Source organism: Paraplanobispora takensis, assembly GCF_016863195.1.
Taxonomy (GTDB): domain Bacteria; phylum Actinomycetota; class Actinomycetes; order Streptosporangiales; family Streptosporangiaceae; genus Planobispora; species Planobispora takensis.
The window spans coordinates 1-17120 of the sequence record NZ_BOOK01000067.1 but is presented as its reverse complement, the minus strand read 5'-3'; the positions used below and the strand labels follow the sequence as shown (position 1 = coordinate 17120).

The following is a 17120-nucleotide window of genomic DNA, read 5'->3' as shown; positions in this document are numbered from 1 at the left end:
AACGCGATGGCCACCTGCCCTCAGGGGCACGACCCCGGCGAGGCCGGACTCGCCGACGGGTACTGCGACGTCTGCGGCAGCCGCCTGACCGGCGCGGCCGGGACGGCCGTGCCCCCGTCCGCCGGATCCGCCCACGCGGGCGGCGGGAACGGCGCCGCGGTGACGTCCGCGCCGCCGGCCCCCTCCCCGTACCCCGCCGGGGACCCGGCCGCCTCCGGAGCGGCGGCCTCCCCCGCCGAGTGCGCCGCCTGCCGGGCCCCGATCAGCGGGCGCTTCTGCGAGGACTGCGGCCACGACCAGACGGCGCCCGTCCCCGACCGGACCGCCGGACCCTCCGGGCCCGCAGGGCCGGGTCCGGCGGGCCGGGGATCGCCGGGCCGGGGATCGCCGGGCCGGGGATCGCCGGGCGCGCCCGGCCCCACGGGATGGGCCCCGATCGGGAGCGGACCGGCTCATGGGACCGGGCCGCCGTACGGAACCGGGCCTGCGCACACCGGCGGGCCCGCGTATGGAAGCGGGCCGCCGTACGGAACCGGACCGGCGCACGCGAGCGGACCGGCGCAGCCGGGCCCGGGGGCCGCGCCCGCCCGGGAGTGGGAGGTGACGATCCAGGCCGACCGCGCCCACTACGACCGGATGATCGCGCAGGGCGGGCCGGACGCGGAGCGGGTGCTGTTCCCGCCGTACTGCCCGCGGCGCGACGTCCCGCTGACCGGCGCGGAGGCCCGGATCGGCCGGATCAGCCGGTCGAGGAACCTGGTGCCGGAGATCGACCTGAGCGGCCCGCCCGAGGACCCGGGCGTCTCGCACCTGCACGCGGTCCTGCTGCCCGCGCCCGGGGGCGGGTGGACGCTGATCGACCCCGGCTCCGCCAACGGCACCCTGGTCAACGGCCGGCAGATCGCGGTCAACGAGCCCGTGCCGGTGGGGGACGGCGATCGCATCCACCTCGGCGCGTGGACCCTCATCACCCTGCGGCGCAGGAGGGAAACGTGACACCCGTCCCGACACACCAGGCGGCCACGCCCCAGGCCCCCGCCCCGCCCGTCACCGCCTCACCGCCCCCGGCCGCGCCGGGCGGCGTCCCCGTCCCGGCGTCCGCGCCGGCCGCTCCCCCGGCGTTCCCGCCCCGGGCCGGTCGGCTCTCCCGGCGCCTGCAGAGCGTGCCGGGCCGGGTCCTGGTCATCACCACCGCCGCCGTCGTGGCGCTGGCCCTGCTGTTCGGCGCGCTGTCGTCGTCCTTCCAGAGCGTCAGGGACGGCCTGGACGTCATCGGCCACGACGCCGGCCCGCAGGTCGTGGCGACCGCCGACCTGTACTTCGCGCTCAGCGACATGGACACCCAGGTCGCCAACGTCCTGCTGATCGGCGACGAACACGGGCTCGGCAAGGGGCGGCAGCGCGCCCTCGACGTCTACGAGCAGCGCAGGAGCGACGCCGGGCGGGCGGTGCTGCAGGCCTCGGCGCTGGCCGGCGCCGACCCCGCCGAGCGGCGGACCGTCCGGGCGGTGCTGGACGGCCTGGGCCGCTACGAGCGGCTGGCCGCCCGGGCGATGCTCCTGGACGAGCAGGCGCGCCACAGGGCGGGCCCGCCGCCGCAGCGGGTCCTGGAGATCTACCGGCAGGCGACCGACCTGATGCGGCTGGAACTGCTGCCCATGGCCTACAACCTCACCCTGGAGAGCGGGACCATCGTGCGCCGCGCCCACGAGGGCCAGAGCTCGGCGGTGCGGCTGGGGCAGGTGCTCGTGGCCGGGGCGGGGCTCCTGGCGCTCGGCGGTCTGCTGTGGCTGCAGATCTTCCTGGCCCGGCGCTTCCGCCGGGTGTTCAACCCGGCCCTGGTGGTGGCCACGGTGATCGCCGGGATGTACACGCTGACCGGCTTCACGGTCCTGGGCAACGAGACCGGCATCCTGCTGGAGGCCAAACGGGACGGCTTCGACTCCGTGCTCACCCTCGCCCGGGCCCGCGCCGTCGGCAACAGCATGCACGGCGACCAGAGCCGCTACCTGCTCGACCCCGAGCGGGCCGACACCTACGAGCAGACCTATCTCGACAAGTCCCAGGCTGTGCTCTTCGCGCCGAGCGGGAACCTGGGCGCGTACTACAAGGCGGTGGCCGCGGGGGTGGACGACTATCCCGGCCGGCAGCCGTTCCTCGGCCTCGTCGGCCAGGAGTCGGCCCGCTCGGGCCTGCCCGGCCATGAGGCCGCGGTCGTCGAGGTGCTGCGGCGCTATGAGGAGTTCCAGCGCGCGGACCGCACGATGCGCGGGCTGGGTCCCCGGCAGGCCGTCGAGCAGCGCGTGGACGCCCTGGAGCAGCGCTTCGGGGACTACGACGCGGCGCTGGTCGAGCTCGCCGGGCTCCACCGCACCGCGTTCGACCGGGCGGTGCGCGGCGGCGAGGAGCAGGTCGAGGAGCTGTGGTTCCTGCTGCCGCTGGCCGTGATCTCCACCGCCGTGCTGATCGTCGCCGGGGTCTGGCCCCGGCTGTCGGAATACCGTTGAGGGAGAGGGTCATGCGACCTGTGACCAGAGCGGGGCTCGCCGTCGCGGCGGGACTGGCGGTCCTGCCCGCCGCGGCGTGCGGGACCGCCGGGCCTCCGTCGATCCTGGACCGCGAGACCCTGGTGGTCGGCGTGAAACCCGACCAGCCGGGGCTGGGCATGCGGCTCGGCGAGGACCGCTACGAGGGCTTCGACGTCGACGTCGCCACCGAGGTGGCCCGCCGGCTCGGGATCGAGGACGTCAGGTTCGTCACCGTCCTGTCCTCCAACCGCCAGCAGTTCATCCAGAACGGGCAGGTCGACATGGTCGTCGCGACCTACTCGATCACCCCGGTGAACCGGTCGAAGATCACTTTCGCCGGGCCGTACTACGTCGCCCACCAGGACACCCTCGTGCGCGCCTCGGACCGGGACATCAGGAACGTGCGCGATCTGAAGGGCAGGAAACTGTGCCAGGCCGCCGGGTCGAACTCCTGGCGCAGGGTCAAGGAGGAGCGGCAGATCGCCGTCGAACTGGTCCCCGCGGCGTCCTACGGCGAGTGCCTGGCCAAGCTGCGCCAGGGCGCCGTGGACGCCGTCTCCACCGACGACCTGATCCTGGCCGGTTTCTCGGCGAAGGCCGGCTCCGCGCTCAGGATCGTCAACGCGCCCTTCACCGACGAGCGGCTGGGCATCGGCATGCGCAAGGGCGACCTGGACGGCTGCGAGGCCGTCAACCGGGCGCTCACCGCCATGTACCAGGACGGCACCGCCGAGAAGCTGCTGAGGAAGTGGTTCGCCGCCTCGGGGCTGGCGCTCACCTTCACCGTCCCCCAGTTCGAGGGCTGCGCCTGAGCGGCCGGCCCCGGGATCCCGGGGCCGGCGGCCGTCACGAGTAGGCGGCGACCATTCCGGCGACCGTTCCCGCCAGGCCCGCGACGGTGATCAGGGTCCCGGCGACCACGGAGGTACGGCGGCCGCGCCGTACGCCCAGGAAGTACAGGATCACGTACGGCAGGAAGCCCAGCATGCCGATCCCGAGGAAGGGCAGGGCGAGGGCGGCGATCACGCCCGCCGTGCCGGCCTTCACCGCGCGGTCGCCCTCGGGGGCGAGCTGGGCGCGGGTGACGTCGCCCGCCTCGGAGTCCGGGGAGGCCGCCACCGCGACCGCCGCGCCGCCGCCGTCGGGGGCGAAGCTGCCCTTGCAGTCGTAGCGGCCCCGGCCGAGGTCCTCACACGAGACGACCGTGAGGGTGCCGGGCGTGCCGGCCTCGCCCGTCGCCAGCCGGAGGTCCCCCACCGCGAAGAGGATCGGCATCAGGCAGACCGCGAGCCAGCACAGGACGAGGAAGACCCGGGCGAAGGGCCCCGGCAGGCGGCCGGGCTGGGGCTTGACCCCGGGCTGGAAGGCGTCCACGACATCGGCGAATGAGTCACTCATGGACATATGGTGCACCACGCCACTTGCGACCCACCTGACGCCGGCTTGCGGCGGGCCCGCAAGCCCGCGCAGGTCAGGGGATGTCCGGATCCCCGCCACGGCGAAGATCCGGAGAACGCCCTACGAGCTGCGCCGGGCCGCGGCCTCGGCGGCGTCCATCTCGGCCGCCTCCTCGGGGGTGGGCGCGGTGCCGCCCAGGTGGCGGGGCTGCCACCAGACGCCCTGGGGGATCTGCGGGTAGCCGCGCTGGGCCTTGTCCAGCAGCTCCGCCATCCGCGTGCGCAGCTCGACGGTGGCCGCGTCGTAGTCGTCGCCGCGCTTGGGGTTCATGGGCTCGCCCACCAGGATGGTGACCGGCACGTGGCGCTGGGTCAGCTTCCTCGGGCGGCCCTTGGTCCACAGGCGCTGGGTGCCCCACAGCGCGATCGGGATCATCGGCACGCCGGCGGCGACGGCCATCCGGACCGCGCCGTTCTTGATGTCCTTGATGGTGAAGGACCGGCTGATCGTGGCCTCGGCGAAGACGCCGACGACCTCGCCGGACTTGAGCGACTTCAGCGCCGCGCCGAACGCCGAGGCGCCCGCGGCCCGGTCGACCGGGATGTGGTGCATGCCGCGCATGAGGGGACCGGAGATCCTGTGGTCGAAGACCTCCTTCTTGGCCATGAACCGCACCAGGCGCCCGGCCGGGCGGGCGGCCAGGCCGGCGAAGATGAAGTCGAGATAGCTGATGTGGTTGCTGACCAGCACCGCTCCGCCGGTCCGGGGAATGTTCTCCGCGCCCTCGATGCGGATCTTCATGTCCAGGACGCGGAACATGGTCAGCGCCGCCCCGATGACGGGGGGATACACGATCTCAGCCATGGCTGAACCGTACCTCAGGACGACGTCGCGCCCCGACCGGCGCCGGGCGCCTGGCCGGTGCCGGACAGGTCAGCCGGACCGGCCGGTGAACGCGGTGATGCGGTCACGCATCCGGTCGGCCGTCTCGTGGTGGGAGTGGTCGTCACACAGCAGGGCGGAGGTGACGGTCCGCTCCGGGCGCTCGCCGAGGGTGGCGTGCAGGGCGGCCAGCCGCTCGTGCACCTCGGCCAGGCCGGCGCAGGTCGTGCGCGCCTGGGCCAGCATCTTCTCCCGCGCCGCCTCCAGCTCGGACTTCAGGCGCGCCGCCCTCTCCAGGATCTGATGGCTGTCGCGGGGGGAGGCGACCGGCACGCGCTCCCGGCGCGAGCGCGACGACTGGCGCAGGTTCCGCAGGGAGGGCACGTGCCTGCGCGGCGGAGGCGGCACGGGGGCGGCCTCCGGTTCGCGCCGGTCCTGGGAGCGGAAGACGGCGGGACGGTCTGGAGAGGAGCCCGGCCACATCAGCTCCGCCAGCTTGTGCACGGCCTCGGGGGCGGTGATCACGATCTCCCCGCCCACGCCGCGCAGTTCCCGGTGCACGCGGCTCAGCATCCGCATCGCGTTGATGTCGCAGAATCGCACCCCGCCGGCGTCGACGAGGATGTGCAATATGTCCTCGGCGAGCAGGGATCTCAAGACGGACTCCACGTGCCCGCAGTTCAAAGCGTCCATCTCGCCGACCACGATCACGACGGCGGTGGACGTGGCCACGTCGCGGTGAACCACGCGTGCTGTCAACTCCATACCCATCCCATACCCCATCACAGGGATTCGTGCCAGCGTTTACCGAATGCCGGGTGGCCGTCCGCATGAATCCGCCGGATCTGGTTAAGACGCTTATGTGAACGGCTTCGCCGGACGGGACCTCGTGGTCGTCGCCGCCTCCGCGGGAGGCGTCGAAGCCCTGCGCGCCCTGCTGTCCGAGTTTCCCGACGGTCTGGCGGCGTCCGTCCTGGTCGTCCTGCATCTGCCCCCCACCGGGGGAAGCGCCCTGGCGGGGATCCTCGACCGGGCGGGACCGCTGAAGGCGGCCCCCGCCGTCGACGGCGAGCCCCTGCGGCACGGGCGGGTCTACGTGGCGCCTCCCGATCACCATCTGCTCGTGCACGACGCGGCGGTGAGGCTGTCGCGGGGACCCCGGCACAACGGGCACCGCCCCGCGGCCGACCCGCTGTTCCTGAGCGCCGCCCTGGAGGGCGGGCCGCGCACGATCGCGGTGGTGCTGAGCGGCATGCTCGACGACGGCGCCGCGGGATCCGCCGTCGTGGAACGCTATGGAGGCGCCGTCGCCGTCCAGGATCCGGCGGAGAGCACCTTCGCCGGGATGCCCAACGCGACGATCGGCACGACGGGGAGCCCGCAGGTGCTGCCGGTCAGGGAGATCGCCAGGTGGATCGTCCGGCAGACCCGTACCCCGGTGAACGGAGGCGAGCAAGTGGCGGATCCCCAGCTCGAGCGCGAGGTCTCCCTCTTCCTGCGGACCACCCTGCCCGGCCCTCCGGCCGGGGACCTGACCGGTTTCACCTGCCCGGAGTGCAACGGCCCGCTGTACGAGACGGAGAACGGGTCGACTCCGCGCTACGAGTGCGTGGTGGGGCACGCGTGGTCGGCCCAGAGCATGGCCGACGGCCAGGCCGAGGCCGTGGAGCGGGCGTTGTGGGTGGCGATCCTGCGGCTGGAGGAACGGCTGCGCGTGCTGAACCGCATGGTCGAGGGGGCGCAGCGGCGCGGGCAGCAGCACTCGGAGCGCCACTTCCGGGAGCAGGCCGAACAGATCAGTGAGGCGCTGGAGACGATGCGGATGCTGCAATCGCGCATCGGCCGCGACAGTGACGACCGTCTTTCTTCATGAGGCGCCGGGATCGGAATATCCTTGGGAGCCGTGACACCTGGTGAGGAACGTGAATTCAACGATCTTCTTCTCCTGCTGAAGGAGACTCGCGGTTTTGACTTCACGGGATACAAACGCACGACCCTCATGCGCCGCATCAGCCGCCGCCTGGAGGCGCTCAAGCTGCGCGACTACGGAGAGTACCGCGACTACCTGGAGCTGGAGTCGGAGGAGTTCGGCCTGCTGTTCGACAGCCTGCTGATCAACGTCACCAGTTTCTTCCGGGACACCGCGGCCTGGCAGACGCTCCGGGAGACGATCCTTCCCGCTCTGGTGGCCGCCAAGGGGCCGGGCAAACCGATCCGGGTCTGGAGCGCGGGCTGCGCCACCGGCGAGGAGGCCTACAGCCTGGCGATCGCGCTGGCCGAGGAACTCGGCCTGAACGAGTTCCGCGAGCGGGTGAAGATATACGCCACCGACCTGGACGAGAAGGCTCTTCAGGTCGCGCGCACCGCCGTCTACACCGAGCGCCACCTGGCGGAGATGCCGGCCGAGCTGAGGGAACGCTACTTCGAGCCGGTGGAGAGCGGTTTCGCCTTCCGGCGCGACCTGCGCCGACAGCTGATCTTCGGTCGCAACGACCTCACCCGCGACGCCCCCATCTCCCGGGTGGACCTGCTGCTGGCCCGCAACACGCTGATGTACTTCAACACCGAGACGCAGCTCAACATCGTCCGCAGGTTCCACTTCGCCCTCGCCGATCCCGGCTACCTGTTCCTGGGCAAGGCCGAGATGCTGCTCAACCACGGCGACAAGTTCGAACCCGTGGACCTGCGCATGCGGCTGTTCAGGAAGATCGGCTCCTCCACGGCCGGCATGCGCGCTCCTCTGACGACGGACAACCCGACGAGCGGGCCGTACACCGGCAACGCCGAACTGCAGAGCGCCGCGCTGGTCTCGGGACCGGTCGCCCAGATCGTGCTCGACCGGTCGGGCAGCCTGGCCATGATGAACTCCCGGGCCGAGATGCTGTTCAGCCTCAACCCGCGCGACATCGGGCGCCCCTTCCAGGACCTGGAGGTCTCCTACCGGCCGGTCGAGCTCCGCTCGGTGATCGAGCAGGTGGAGACCGAGCTGCGCACCGCCGAGCTGCAGGACGTCACCTGGCGCCGCCCCAACTCCGCCGAGACCAGCGCCTTCGACATCTCCGTCGTCCCGCTCCTGGCTCCCGGCGGGGAGATGCTCGGCATCGGCATCAACTTCAACGACGTGACGCGCTACAGCAGGCTCCGCGACGAGCTGGAGCAGGCCAACAGGGAGCTGGAGCACGCCTACGAGGAGCTGCAGTCGCTCAACGAGGAACTGGAGACCACCAACGAGGAGCTGCAGTCCACCAACGAGGAACTGGAGACCACCAACGAGGAGCTGCAGTCCACCAACGAGGAACTGGAGACGATGAACGAGGAGCTGCAGTCCACCAACGACGAGCTCCAGCAGATCAACGAGGTGCTGAACACCCGCAGCGCCGAACTGGATCGGGCCAACGACTTCATCTCCTCGGTGGTGCGCAGCCTCGGCGACGCGGTCGTCGTGGTCGACAGCGACCTTCGCGTGCTGGTCTGGAGCCCGGGGGCCGAGGACCTGTGGGGGCTGCGCCCGGAGGAGGCCATCGGCCGCCAGCTCACCGGTCTCGACATCGGCATGCCGGTCGAGGACGTCCTCCCCCACCTGCACCGGGCCCTGGAGAGCGCGCAGAGCGCCGGCAACGGGCGCGTCGGGGGCGCGGTGGTCAACGCCGTCAACCGGCGCGGCCGGGTCACCCGGCTCGACGTCGAGTTCTCCCGCATGAACGCCGAGGGAACTGCCCTGCACGGGGTGATCATGGTGATGAACCTGGTCGCCGAGGAGTGACCGGACGCGGTGGGGACGACGCGGGTGACCGGCGCCGTCCCTCCGCCGTCCCTGCGTCAGCCGGGTGAGCGCGATCCGACCGCCTCGTCGGATCTGGGGATGGACAGCTCGCCCTGGATGAGGGCCCGGCTGGCGGTGGTGAGCTTGAGGTTGTGCGCGCGGGCGTAACCGCGCAGCACGGTGAAGGCCTGCTCCGGCGCCAGGTCCAGCCGCCCGGCCAGCAGCCCCTTCGCCTGCTCGATCATTATCCGGCTGTTCAGGGCGAGCTGGAGCTGCTCGGTGACCGACTCGTGGTGCCGTACGGCGCGGCGGTGCAGGATGCCGATGGTGGCCATGTCGGCCATGATCTGGCCGAACCCGGCCGCCTCCGGGTCCATCGGGCCCGGCGAGGCGCGGAAGAGGCTCATGGCGCCGATGGCCTGGTCGCGCAGGCGCATCGGCAGGGTGTCCACCGCGGCGAACCCGGCCTCCGCCGCCGCGGGGGCGAAGACCGGCCAGCGGCCGCCGGCGGCCGGCAGGTCGGGGCAGTGCACCGGGGCGCGGCCGCGGTAGGCCTCCAGGGTGGGACCCTCCTTCCGGTTCAGCTGGGACAGCCCCAGGACCCGGGCCTCCTCGCTGGAGGCGGCCACCATGCTCAGCGGACCCTCGGGGTCGGCGAGCAGGACCGCGCAGGCGGTGACGCCGAGCAGGTCCACGCTGTGATGGGCGAGGGCGTCCAGGAAGTCGATGATGTCGAAGTCATCGACCAGGGTGTCGGCCAATTCCACGAGGACTCGGCCCGCACGCCGGTCGGAGAATCTCATCTCGTCTCCTCGGGAGCTGAGGCTGGAGGGGTACGCTCTATGTACCCTCAATGAAACCGGATGCAGCAGCCTCTTGCACGAAACGTGCCGATCCTACGTCGGCATCTGTGGCAAATGTCAATATCAGCGCATAAAATAGGGTTTTCAAAGTAAATTCAGGATGTTATGCGACAATTCGCACCATTTGGATGATTGCGAAGGTCGCACCCTTGGAGCCGTCCAGACCCCGCGGCGTCGAGGCGATGCGGTCATGGACGGACCCGGCGTGCCGGATCCCACAGCCCTTCCATGGCCGCTTTCAGAGCCTCCACTGAATGCCGGCGAGGAGTGGCGCTTCGATGACCAGCAAGCCGACCGTCCGGGTCCAGGACCACGCGTCCGGACGACAATCGAGGACATCCGTCCGCGACGACACCTTCCCCCACGATCTCCGTGACGACGCCCTCCCGCCGGATCCCGACCTCCATGCGACGTCGCCGACGCGCATGCGCGGGATCCCCTTCGTCTTCCGTAGGAGCGACCACGCCGCCGAACGGCTCGTGACCGGCGACCTGCAGGCGTGATCGCGCAGCCGGATGCCCCGCGGGGGCGGGCATCCGGCCCGGCGCCCCGCCCCTTCGGACGAGCGTGGACACATGATCGCCTACACGGTCACGACCTGGGAGTTCACCCGGGAACAGATCAACACCGTGCGCGGCTCCGTCACCGACTACGCCTCGGCGCACGGACTGAAAGGCGTGCGGCGCGGAGACTTCGTCCTGGCCGTCTACGAGGGCATGACCAACGCCGTCAAACACGCCGGCGGCCGGGGCCTGATCCGGATGTGGGCGGCCGACGGCATCCTGGTGTGCGACATAGCCGACAGCGGCCCCGGCATACCGGTCACCTCCTTCGACGACGACCCGCCCTCCGACCATGAGCCCGGCGGCCGCGGCATCTGGCTGATCCGCCGCCTGAGCGATTCGGCCGACTTCACGACCGGGCCAGGGGGGACGACCCTGCGCATAGCGTTCTGGCTGGACGGTCCCCCTCCGGATGACCTGCGAGTTCCGGCCTGACGGAAAAGCGTCAAATCGTTGCGAGGTTTCGTGGAATGGCTGGCCGATCCGACCTGGACTCCTTATACTCCGTTCCGGAGCTAGTTGATTACTCAATGCGATAATTTGCGCGTTTCAGTGCATTCCAGACATCGCAACCCCTCAGCCGTCCAGACCCCGCGGCCTGCAAGCGACGCGGCGAGACGAGATCGCCATCCGGGATGGGTGCCCGGAGGTCCTCTCTCCAAGCGTCTTCACCCTCAGTAACACGCGGGGACATGCCCATGGAAACCTTCCGGATGGCGGCGCAGCACTCGGACGGCTCTGTTCTGGTCACGATCACAGGCGAGCTCGACATCGCCACCAGGCCCGAGCTCTGCGACTACGTCGATCGCCTGCTCCGGCCCCGCCCCGGCACGCTCGTCCTCGACCTCAGCGAGGTCACCTTCATGGACGCCTGCGGCCTGGGCGCGCTCATCATCCTGCGCCGGCACGCCACCGAGCGGGGCACGCGGCTGGCGATCTGCGGCGCCTCATCCGCCGTCTCCTCCGTCATCTCCATGACCGGGTTGACGCCTTTCTTCCCCGTGTCCCCGGAGGCCGCCGCCCCGTTCGACGGGCCCCAGCGCCGCCCTCCGCCCGAACACGTCTCCACCGGTACCGGCGGATCCGGCTTGTACCTCATCGTCGGCGGAAACAGGTTCAATCTGTGAAGAAGCTCATCAACAGCGCAGAGTCGGTGGTCGCCGACGCGCTGCGCGGGATCGCCGCCGCGCATCCCGACCTCCGGGTGGACCCGGGCAACCGCATCGTCTTCCGCGCCTCCGGACCGCGTCCCGGCAAGGTCGGCCTGCTCTCCGGTGGCGGCTCCGGGCACGAGCCGCTGCACGCCGGCTTCGTCGGGTACGGCATGCTCGACGCGGCCTGCCCCGGCGAGATCTTCACCTCCCCGGTCCCCGACCAGGTGATCGAGGCCGGCGCGGCCGTGGACGGCGGGGCCGGAGTGCTGCACATCGTGAAGAACTACACCGGCGACGTCCTGAACTTCCAGATGGCCGCCGAACTGTGCGCCGAGGAGGGCGTGCAGGTGGCGAGCGTGCTCGTGGACGACGACGTCGCGGTCCGCGACTCGCTCCACACGGCGGGCCGCCGCGGGACCGGCGCCACGGTCTTCGTGGAGAAGATCGCCGGCGCCCTGGCCGAGACCGGCGCGCCGCTGGCCGAGGTGGCGCGGGTGGCCGGCGAGGTCAACGCCCGCAGCCGGTCCTTCGGCGTGGCGCTGAGCGCCTGCACCACCCCCGTCTCCGGCAAGCCCACCTTCGAGCTGAGCGAGAGCGAGGTCGAGCTCGGCGTCGGCATCCACGGCGAGCCCGGCCGCTCCCGCGGCCCCATGCGCGGGGCCCGGGAGCTGGTCCGCCTGGCCGTGGACGCCCTGCACGAGGACCTGCCCCTCTCCGGGGACCTCCTGGTCATGGTGAACGGCATGGGCGGCACGCCGCTCATCGAGCTCTACGTCGCCTTCGCCGAGGTGGCCGACGCCCTGGCGGACAGGGGGGCGCGGGCCGTGCGGAGCCTGGTGGGCAACTACGTCACCAGCCTCGACATGCAGGGGTTCTCGGTCACGGTCTGCCACCTGACCGAGGAGCTCACCCGGCTGTGGGACGCCCCCGTCCGGACACCGGCCCTGCGCTGGGGCCGCTGAGGTGGACACCGAGCCCTTCCGCGTGTGGATCGAGGAGATCGCCGGATCCGTCCGGGCGGAGAAGGACACGCTCACCCGGCTCGACTCCGCGATCGGCGACGCCGACCACGGCGCCAACCTCGAGCGGGGCTTCGACGCGGCGCTCCAGGCGGTGCGGGACCGGGCTCCGGCGACCCCCGGGGCACTGCTGACCCTGGTGGGCACCACGCTCATCCGCAAGGTCGGCGGGGCCTCCGGGCCGCTGTACGGCACGGCCTTCCGCGAGGCGGGCAGGGCGCTTGGCGAGGCGCCCTCCGTCTCCGCGGCCGATCTGGCCGGGGCGCTGGAGGCCGGGCTGGCGGGGGTGGTGAAGCTGGGGTCGGCCGCCGAGGGCGACAAGACCATGGTGGACGCCCTCACTCCGGCGGTCGAGACGCTGGCGCGGGCCGTACGGCAACGGGAGGACCTCACCGGGCGGGAGCTGGCCGAGGCCCTGCGGGCCGCCGCCGAGGCGGCCGGGGAAGGGGCCGAGGCCACGATCCCGATGCAGGCGCGCAAGGGCAGGGCCAGCTATCTGGGCCCTCGCAGCGTCGGCCACCAGGACCCCGGCGCCACCTCCGCCGCCCTCATCGTCTCGGCCCTGCACCGGGCGGTGGCCCGATGAGTAGCCGTCCCCACGACCCCCACGCCGTCCCGGCGCACCACCGGAACGGCAACGCCCCGAAGGGCCGCCTGAACGGCGACGGCCCTGGGCACCATCTGAACGGCGGCACTCCCGCTGCGAACCATCTGAACGGCGGCACTCCCGCTGCGAACCACCTGAACGGCGACGCCCCGGCGGATCCTCCCCGCGGCGGCCCGTCGGGCTCCGTCTCACGGGGGCCGGAGCACCGGCGGGCCGCCGCGGCGGTGGGCATCGTGCTCGTCTCCCACAGCGGCCCGCTGGCCGTGGAGGTGGCGGCGCTGGTGGCGGGCATCTGCGGCCTGGACGTCCCGCTGGTGCCCGCCGGAGGCACCGAGGACGGCGGGCTCGGCACCAGCGCCGACCTGGTCGCGGCGGCGGTGCAGAAGGCCGACCGGGGCGACGGGGTGGTCCTCATCCCCGACCTGGGCGGCTCGGTGCTGACCGCGCGGCTGTTCGAGGGACCGCGGACGGTGATCGCCGACGTGCCGTTCGTGGAGGGCGCGATCGCCGCCGCCGTCGCGGCGGGCTCGGGCGCGCCCCTGCAGGCCGTACTCGCCGCCGCACAGGAGGCCCGGACCTTCCGCAAACTCTGACCCGCCCCCCCTTTTCAGACCCCGGCCCACGCCTGACCCGGAGGGCGTGGGCCGGATCACTTGTAGCGGAAGAAACAGGGCACTCTGTAGACCTGCGTCGATATCCTGAGACGTTGCCCTGAGCTGGATTCCGCCCCTTGGTGGATCTCAGTGTTTCTCGCTGATTCCGCGCCTCGTGTGCCCTGATTGTGCCCTGCGCGGACGCGCACGCCTTCCCCTGACTGATCTTCCCGTCTGCCTCGTCCCACCCGAAGGGCAGCGGGCCGACGACGGAGGATCAAGCCCGTCTTCGCGTGTCCCTTCACCGATCGCCATTCCTCGATCATTAGATGCCAACGAGTACGGACGGGCTTGAGCCGGAGGAGTCGGGCTGCTGGGCTCTGCCTGGGACGTGGCAGGCTGGACGATCAGGCTCCCTCAGCCATCTACGGCCATCGGCTCGGTAATCGCGATCATCCCGGAGCCGAGGCCCCCGCCGGAGGCAGGCTTTTCGACCACTGCTTTCGGTGGCCTATCCTTCGGGTGCCGTCACGGGCAAAGGCGAATGGGAAAGTTCGTATTAGCTTCGCGCTAACACCCTTTGCGGGGATGAGCCGGTTCGAGTCCGGTAGCCCGTGGCGGCTTTCGCGTGTCTGGGGGAGCGGAGCGGCCGGCGCCGATCCGAAGGACGCCGTAGGCGCCGCGTAGCGGTCGGGGCCGGTGGTCGAAGCGACCTGGGCGGCGGCGTGGGCCTGAGTGCGGCGGATCGCTTGGATACGGCGTGGTGGGTGTGCGGCGGGCGGCCCGAGTGCGGCCCGGCCGTGACCGGCCCCCAGGCCGCATGCGCGGCCGGGGTCCGCGACGTGGGGCCGTGGCGGCGGCGCGGCGCGCGCCGCCGCCCTTGATCCTCACAATGGCAATTCGGCAAGAGATCCGGTTACGGGGTCCGCGTCTCAGCTTTGATCCAGCGTAGATAATCAGGGTTGCCCTCGGCGATGGGCATCGCAATGACGCACGGCACCTCGTAGGGATGCTCAGCCTTGACACGGTCGATGATGGCGGAAACCAGCGAGGTACGCGTGTGGAGTGCTACGCGGGCTTCTGAGGTGTCCTCGACCTTGCCTTGCCATCGGTAGATGGAGCGGATTTCGGGGATGTTGTGGCCACACGCGCAAAGACGATCCTCGACAAGGCGGCGAGTGAAGTCGGCCAACCAGGTGGGATCTGGTGCAGTGATGATCACTTCGCAGGTTTCCGTCATGACATAGCCGTTTCCAGGGCTTTGGCTGCGGCAGGATCGCGCTTCAGCTCTTCGATCAAGGCGCGAGCGTCCTCCTCGTTCTTGCCTATCGCGCCCCATCCAGTCATGATCTCGCCGTCATAGCTGAGGCCGACCCAGCGACCTTTCATGCTGACGCCGTGCGGGTGGAGGACGAAGTACATCGTTCCCTTGGAGCGGACGGCCCCGTCTGCGGCGGCGTACCACCCCATGAGGATCTCGTTGTCCCACAGGCGTAGTTCTCCGCGCCACATGTAGCCGCCCTCTTCAACGTCGATACCACGCGTGATGGTCTCGACATGGATGAGTTCGCCCTGCTGGCGGAAGAGAACCTCTTGGGCCGTGATGACCTCCTGGCCCTGCATGGAGGTCTGCCAGGAAGCCCACCACTGGCCCGAGAGATCGAGGCGGTGGCTCTCTTCTCCCGCGAGTTGATCGAGAGTGATTCCGAGAGCACGGGCGATGGCCTTTCCGACCGAGAGGGTTGGCTGAGTGTCGCCTGACTCGTACCGGCGAATCTGACGCTTGTCTACGCCGACTCGTGCAGCGAGGTCCGCCTGAGACATCCCTTGCTCTGTGCGTCGCTGTCGGATGATCTCGTGCATTTCCATGGCGATGGCCCCGATTCCTTGATCCTTATAAGGACACTCTAGTCCCCACCGGGGGCAATGTCTGTCCCCAAGATAGGGACTAATAAGTCCTTGACAGAGGGTTGATTAGTCCCTATCTTGGGGACATAGAAGTCCACAAGAAGGACTCATAGGTCCTCAACAGTAGCCGGTGCAAGCCGGACAGAGCAAAGAAGGAGGGTACGAAATGGCTCTTTCAGGAGGTCACAGGTTCTCGGTTCGCTTCGAGGACGTGTTCCCGGCTGGCTGCGTGCTGGTGCCGGGAACGATCGCCCAGGCGGAGGACTACGACGAGAAGACGGGCAAGCGGTCCCCGTCCAAGGACAAGATCACGCAGGGTCGCGTCTGGCAGTGCCGGGTCATGGACCTGGACCCCGAGCTGGGCGCGCGCTCCCGCGAGGTGGCCGTGAAGATCCTGGCTGAGGTCCAGCCGGTTCCGCCGACGAACGGCATGTTCGAGCCGGTGGAGTTCACCGACATGACGGTGACGGCGTACGTCGAAGAGAAGACCAAGCGGCTGAAGTACTCGCTGCGGGCGTCCGGGATGGTCAAGCCGAACGGCTTCAAGACGGCTCCGGCTCCGGCTCCCAAGGACGGTGCGTGATGGCGCGCAAGGGCGGCTCCTGGCAGCGAACGGCACTGCATGTGGACGGCAAGGGACAGGCCACCTGCACCACCTACCCGGACCGTACTCCGGTCCTGGCGCTGGGGGCCGGTAACTCAATCGTCAGCGTGTGCCTGCACGCCGACACGGTCACCGCCGAGTCGGTGGACTTCGCACGAGAGCTGGCCAAGGCGGCTGCCGACTTCGCGATGGAGATCGAGCGGCGCTGGCGCGGGCTGGCTCCGGCTCGTCGGGACGCGGTGTGAGGACGGTTGCCATGGCCACGAGGTACGGATTTGAGACGCTCACCGGTCAGCGCGTCATCTGGACTCCGGACAGCCCTAGATGTCGCTTCGGTGAGCTGGAGTGCGCAGGCTGCGGCCAGCGAGGAAGGGCTGATCGCGCCGAAGCCAACCAGCACGCCGCGATCTGTCGCGGAATCGGTCCGCAGTAACGATCAGGCGGGGCCACTGGAAGTTGCCGCTCCCGGTGGCCCCTGATCTCCACCCCAACCGCTCCAACGGATCAAGGAAGAGGTGTTCAGTCTATGTTCCGTAAACTGCCCGGTGACCCCTCGCGGGACCTGGTGTCCACGACACCGGATACCGCCGTGGTCTTCCGTCCCTCGGTGGTGCAGGTTCCCGCCATCGTCACGATCATGATCGCGCTGTGGCGCTTCGGCGTCGGGACCGTCCGCACGATCTACCGTCACCCGATCGCCTGCCTGGTGGCGATCGTCTCCGTCGTCGCCGGCGGCGTGTACGGCTGGCAGCAGGCGGCGGGCCTGCTCGGCTTCCTGCTGCTGTGGCTCATCGCCTGGCGACTGATCGACCGGGAGACCTTCTCCCCGATCGTCGGCCGTCGGCTGCTGGCCTGGTGGCGCTGGATGTGGATCTACCGGCGGCACTGGCAACCGGCCATGGTCATCTCCGGCCTCGGGCGCTCGGTGGGCGGCCGGGAGTACCTGCCGCGCCTGCGCAAGGTCACCTGTGACGGCTGGGCCGATGCGGTGCGGGTCAAGATGCTGTCGGGTCAGTCGCATGAGGAGTGGGAGAAGAAGGCTCCGAACCTGGCGCACACCTTCGGCGCTGCCTCCTGCCGCATCACCGTGGGCAAGCCGGGATGGCTGGTGCTGACCTTCCCGCGGACCGATCCGCTGGCCGTCCCGCTGCCCGCCATCCCGATCAAGAGTGCCCCTGATCCGGAGTTCGCCGAGACCGGCCTGCGAGAGGACGGCCGGCCGCTCATGCTGCGGGTGC

Annotated in this window: 19 protein-coding genes and 1 pseudogene; 14 read left to right on the top strand and 6 right to left on the bottom strand. The window is 70.6% G+C overall.

The features are described 5' to 3' along the window. Window positions 1–6: 6 nt before the first annotated feature. The 3 genes from Pta02_RS41645 to Pta02_RS36515 are packed head-to-tail and all read left to right on the top strand — an operon-like array spanning window position 7 to window position 3340. Window positions 7–996 carry an FHA domain-containing protein gene (locus tag Pta02_RS41645; protein WP_239131509.1) on the top strand — a complete coding sequence of 330 codons (990 nt, stop codon included), beginning with the start codon at window positions 7–9 and terminating at the stop codon, window positions 994–996. Beyond that, window positions 993–2507: a GlnX family signal transduction membrane protein gene (locus Pta02_RS36520; protein WP_239131508.1), complete on the top strand. Its 1515-nt coding sequence runs from the start codon at window positions 993–995 to the stop codon at window positions 2505–2507. Before Pta02_RS41645 ends, Pta02_RS36520 begins: the two co-directional genes overlap by 4 nt. Window positions 2508–2518: 11 nt before the next feature. Then, window positions 2519–3340 (top strand): glutamate ABC transporter substrate-binding protein, encoded by an 822-nt coding sequence (locus tag Pta02_RS36515; RefSeq protein ID WP_203879592.1) that lies wholly within the window; start codon window positions 2519–2521, stop codon window positions 3338–3340. A gap of 34 nt (window positions 3341–3374) precedes the next feature. Here Pta02_RS36515 and Pta02_RS36510 read toward each other — a convergent pair whose 3' ends face one another. The 3 genes from Pta02_RS36510 to Pta02_RS36500 all read right to left on the bottom strand — a co-directional run bounded on the left by Pta02_RS36510 (window position 3375) and on the right by Pta02_RS36500 (window position 5573). Beyond that, window positions 3375–3926 (bottom strand): hypothetical protein, encoded by a 552-nt coding sequence (locus Pta02_RS36510; RefSeq protein ID WP_203879591.1) that lies wholly within the window; start codon window positions 3924–3926, stop codon window positions 3375–3377. 120 nt (window positions 3927–4046) lie between these two features. Then, on the bottom strand, window positions 4047–4790 hold the full coding sequence (locus Pta02_RS36505; RefSeq protein WP_203879590.1) for a lysophospholipid acyltransferase family protein: 744 nt from the start codon (window positions 4788–4790) through the stop codon (window positions 4047–4049). A gap of 69 nt (window positions 4791–4859) precedes the next feature. Next, window positions 4860–5573 (bottom strand): STAS domain-containing protein, encoded by a 714-nt coding sequence (locus Pta02_RS36500; protein WP_203879589.1) that lies wholly within the window; start codon window positions 5571–5573, stop codon window positions 4860–4862. 97 nt (window positions 5574–5670) lie between these two features. Between Pta02_RS36500 and Pta02_RS36495 the strand changes: the two genes are divergently transcribed. Together Pta02_RS36495 and Pta02_RS36490 are read left to right on the top strand one after the other, a co-directional pair. Beyond that, complete coding sequence (locus Pta02_RS36495) at window positions 5671–6681, top strand: chemotaxis protein CheB (protein ID WP_203879588.1); 1011 nt, start codon at window positions 5671–5673, stop codon at window positions 6679–6681. 30 nt (window positions 6682–6711) lie between these two features. Then, window positions 6712–8571, top strand: a complete 1860-nt coding sequence (locus tag Pta02_RS36490; protein WP_203879587.1) for a CheR family methyltransferase — start codon at window positions 6712–6714, stop codon at window positions 8569–8571. 56 nt (window positions 8572–8627) lie between these two features. Here the strand turns inward: Pta02_RS36490 and Pta02_RS36485 are convergent, their stop codons facing one another. Further along, window positions 8628–9374: a GAF and ANTAR domain-containing protein gene (locus Pta02_RS36485; RefSeq protein WP_203879586.1), complete on the bottom strand. Its 747-nt coding sequence runs from the start codon at window positions 9372–9374 to the stop codon at window positions 8628–8630. A gap of 338 nt (window positions 9375–9712) precedes the next feature. Here Pta02_RS36485 and Pta02_RS36480 point away from each other — a divergent pair, with 338 nt between their 5' ends. The 6 genes from Pta02_RS36480 (at window position 9713) to Pta02_RS36455 (ending at window position 13370) form a co-directional block, all read left to right on the top strand. Further along, window positions 9713–9937, top strand: a complete 225-nt coding sequence (locus Pta02_RS36480) for a hypothetical protein (RefSeq protein ID WP_203879585.1) — start codon at window positions 9713–9715, stop codon at window positions 9935–9937. Window positions 9938–10009: 72 nt separating this feature from the next. Further along, the gene (locus Pta02_RS36475) at window positions 10010–10432 is read left to right on the top strand and encodes an ATP-binding protein (protein ID WP_203879584.1); all 423 of its coding nucleotides are present in this window, start codon (window positions 10010–10012) and stop codon (window positions 10430–10432) included. Window positions 10433–10695: 263 nt separating this feature from the next. Next, window positions 10696–11124 carry an STAS domain-containing protein gene (locus Pta02_RS36470; protein WP_203879583.1) on the top strand — a complete coding sequence of 143 codons (429 nt, stop codon included), beginning with the start codon at window positions 10696–10698 and terminating at the stop codon, window positions 11122–11124. Beyond that, complete coding sequence (gene dhaK, locus Pta02_RS36465; RefSeq protein ID WP_203879582.1) at window positions 11121–12113, top strand: dihydroxyacetone kinase subunit DhaK; 993 nt, start codon at window positions 11121–11123, stop codon at window positions 12111–12113. The genes Pta02_RS36470 and dhaK overlap by 4 nt, the downstream gene beginning before the upstream one ends. 1 nt (window position 12114) lies before the next feature. After that, a complete protein-coding gene (dhaL, locus tag Pta02_RS36460) occupies window positions 12115–12756 on the top strand; it encodes a dihydroxyacetone kinase subunit DhaL (protein ID WP_203879581.1) in 642 nt (213 codons plus the stop codon). Further along, a complete protein-coding gene (locus Pta02_RS36455) occupies window positions 12753–13370 on the top strand; it encodes a PTS-dependent dihydroxyacetone kinase phosphotransferase subunit DhaM (RefSeq protein ID WP_203879580.1) in 618 nt (205 codons plus the stop codon). The genes dhaL and Pta02_RS36455 overlap by 4 nt, the downstream gene beginning before the upstream one ends. A 916-nt stretch (window positions 13371–14286) precedes the next feature. Here Pta02_RS36455 and cutA read toward each other — a convergent pair. Then, complete coding sequence (gene cutA, locus Pta02_RS36450; RefSeq protein WP_203879579.1) at window positions 14287–14610, bottom strand: divalent-cation tolerance protein CutA; 324 nt, start codon at window positions 14608–14610, stop codon at window positions 14287–14289. Further along, entirely contained in the window at window positions 14607–15239 is a 633-nt protein-coding gene (locus Pta02_RS36445; protein WP_203879578.1) for a helix-turn-helix domain-containing protein, read from the bottom strand. Before Pta02_RS36445 ends, cutA begins: the two co-directional genes overlap by 4 nt. A 205-nt stretch (window positions 15240–15444) precedes the next feature. On the opposite strand from Pta02_RS36445, the gene Pta02_RS36440 reads away from it, so the two are divergent. The 3 genes and pseudogenes from Pta02_RS36440 to Pta02_RS36430 all read left to right on the top strand — a co-directional run. Further along, entirely contained in the window at window positions 15445–15861 is a 417-nt protein-coding gene (locus Pta02_RS36440) for a plasmid replication, integration and excision activator (protein ID WP_203879577.1), read from the top strand. Continuing rightward, complete coding sequence (locus tag Pta02_RS36435; protein WP_203879576.1) at window positions 15858–16127, top strand: hypothetical protein; 270 nt, start codon at window positions 15858–15860, stop codon at window positions 16125–16127. The genes Pta02_RS36440 and Pta02_RS36435 overlap by 4 nt, the downstream gene beginning before the upstream one ends. Before the next feature lie 281 nt (window positions 16128–16408). Continuing rightward, window positions 16409–17120: pseudogene (locus Pta02_RS36430) on the top strand (cell division protein FtsK); the annotation flags it as partial.

What these genes read in the sequence shown, in the direction of transcription:
- Pta02_RS36480 (WP_203879585.1), top strand. Translation starts at nt 9,713, where the DNA reads ATGACCAGCAAGCCGACCGTCCGGGTCCAGGACCACGCGTCCGGACGA.
- Pta02_RS36470 (WP_203879583.1), top strand. Translation starts at nt 10,696, where the DNA reads ATGGAAACCTTCCGGATGGCGGCGCAGCACTCGGACGGCTCTGTTCTG.
- Pta02_RS36485 (WP_203879586.1), bottom strand. Translation starts at nt 9,374, where the DNA reads ATGAGATTCTCCGACCGGCGTGCGGGCCGAGTCCTCGTGGAATTGGCC.
- Pta02_RS36455 (WP_203879580.1), top strand. Translation starts at nt 12,753, where the DNA reads ATGAGTAGCCGTCCCCACGACCCCCACGCCGTCCCGGCGCACCACCGG.
- Pta02_RS36505 (WP_203879590.1), bottom strand. Translation starts at nt 4,790, where the DNA reads ATGGCTGAGATCGTGTATCCCCCCGTCATCGGGGCGGCGCTGACCATG.
- cutA (WP_203879579.1), bottom strand. Translation starts at nt 14,610, where the DNA reads ATGACGGAAACCTGCGAAGTGATCATCACTGCACCAGATCCCACCTGG.
- Pta02_RS36475 (WP_203879584.1), top strand. Translation starts at nt 10,010, where the DNA reads ATGATCGCCTACACGGTCACGACCTGGGAGTTCACCCGGGAACAGATC.
- Pta02_RS36445 (WP_203879578.1), bottom strand. Translation starts at nt 15,239, where the DNA reads ATGGAAATGCACGAGATCATCCGACAGCGACGCACAGAGCAAGGGATG.
- Pta02_RS36500 (WP_203879589.1), bottom strand. Translation starts at nt 5,573, where the DNA reads ATGGAGTTGACAGCACGCGTGGTTCACCGCGACGTGGCCACGTCCACC.
- Pta02_RS36510 (WP_203879591.1), bottom strand. Translation starts at nt 3,926, where the DNA reads ATGAGTGACTCATTCGCCGATGTCGTGGACGCCTTCCAGCCCGGGGTC.
- Pta02_RS36515 (WP_203879592.1), top strand. Translation starts at nt 2,519, where the DNA reads ATGCGACCTGTGACCAGAGCGGGGCTCGCCGTCGCGGCGGGACTGGCG.
- Pta02_RS36440 (WP_203879577.1), top strand. Translation starts at nt 15,445, where the DNA reads ATGGCTCTTTCAGGAGGTCACAGGTTCTCGGTTCGCTTCGAGGACGTG.
- Pta02_RS41645 (WP_239131509.1), top strand. Translation starts at nt 7, where the DNA reads ATGGCCACCTGCCCTCAGGGGCACGACCCCGGCGAGGCCGGACTCGCC.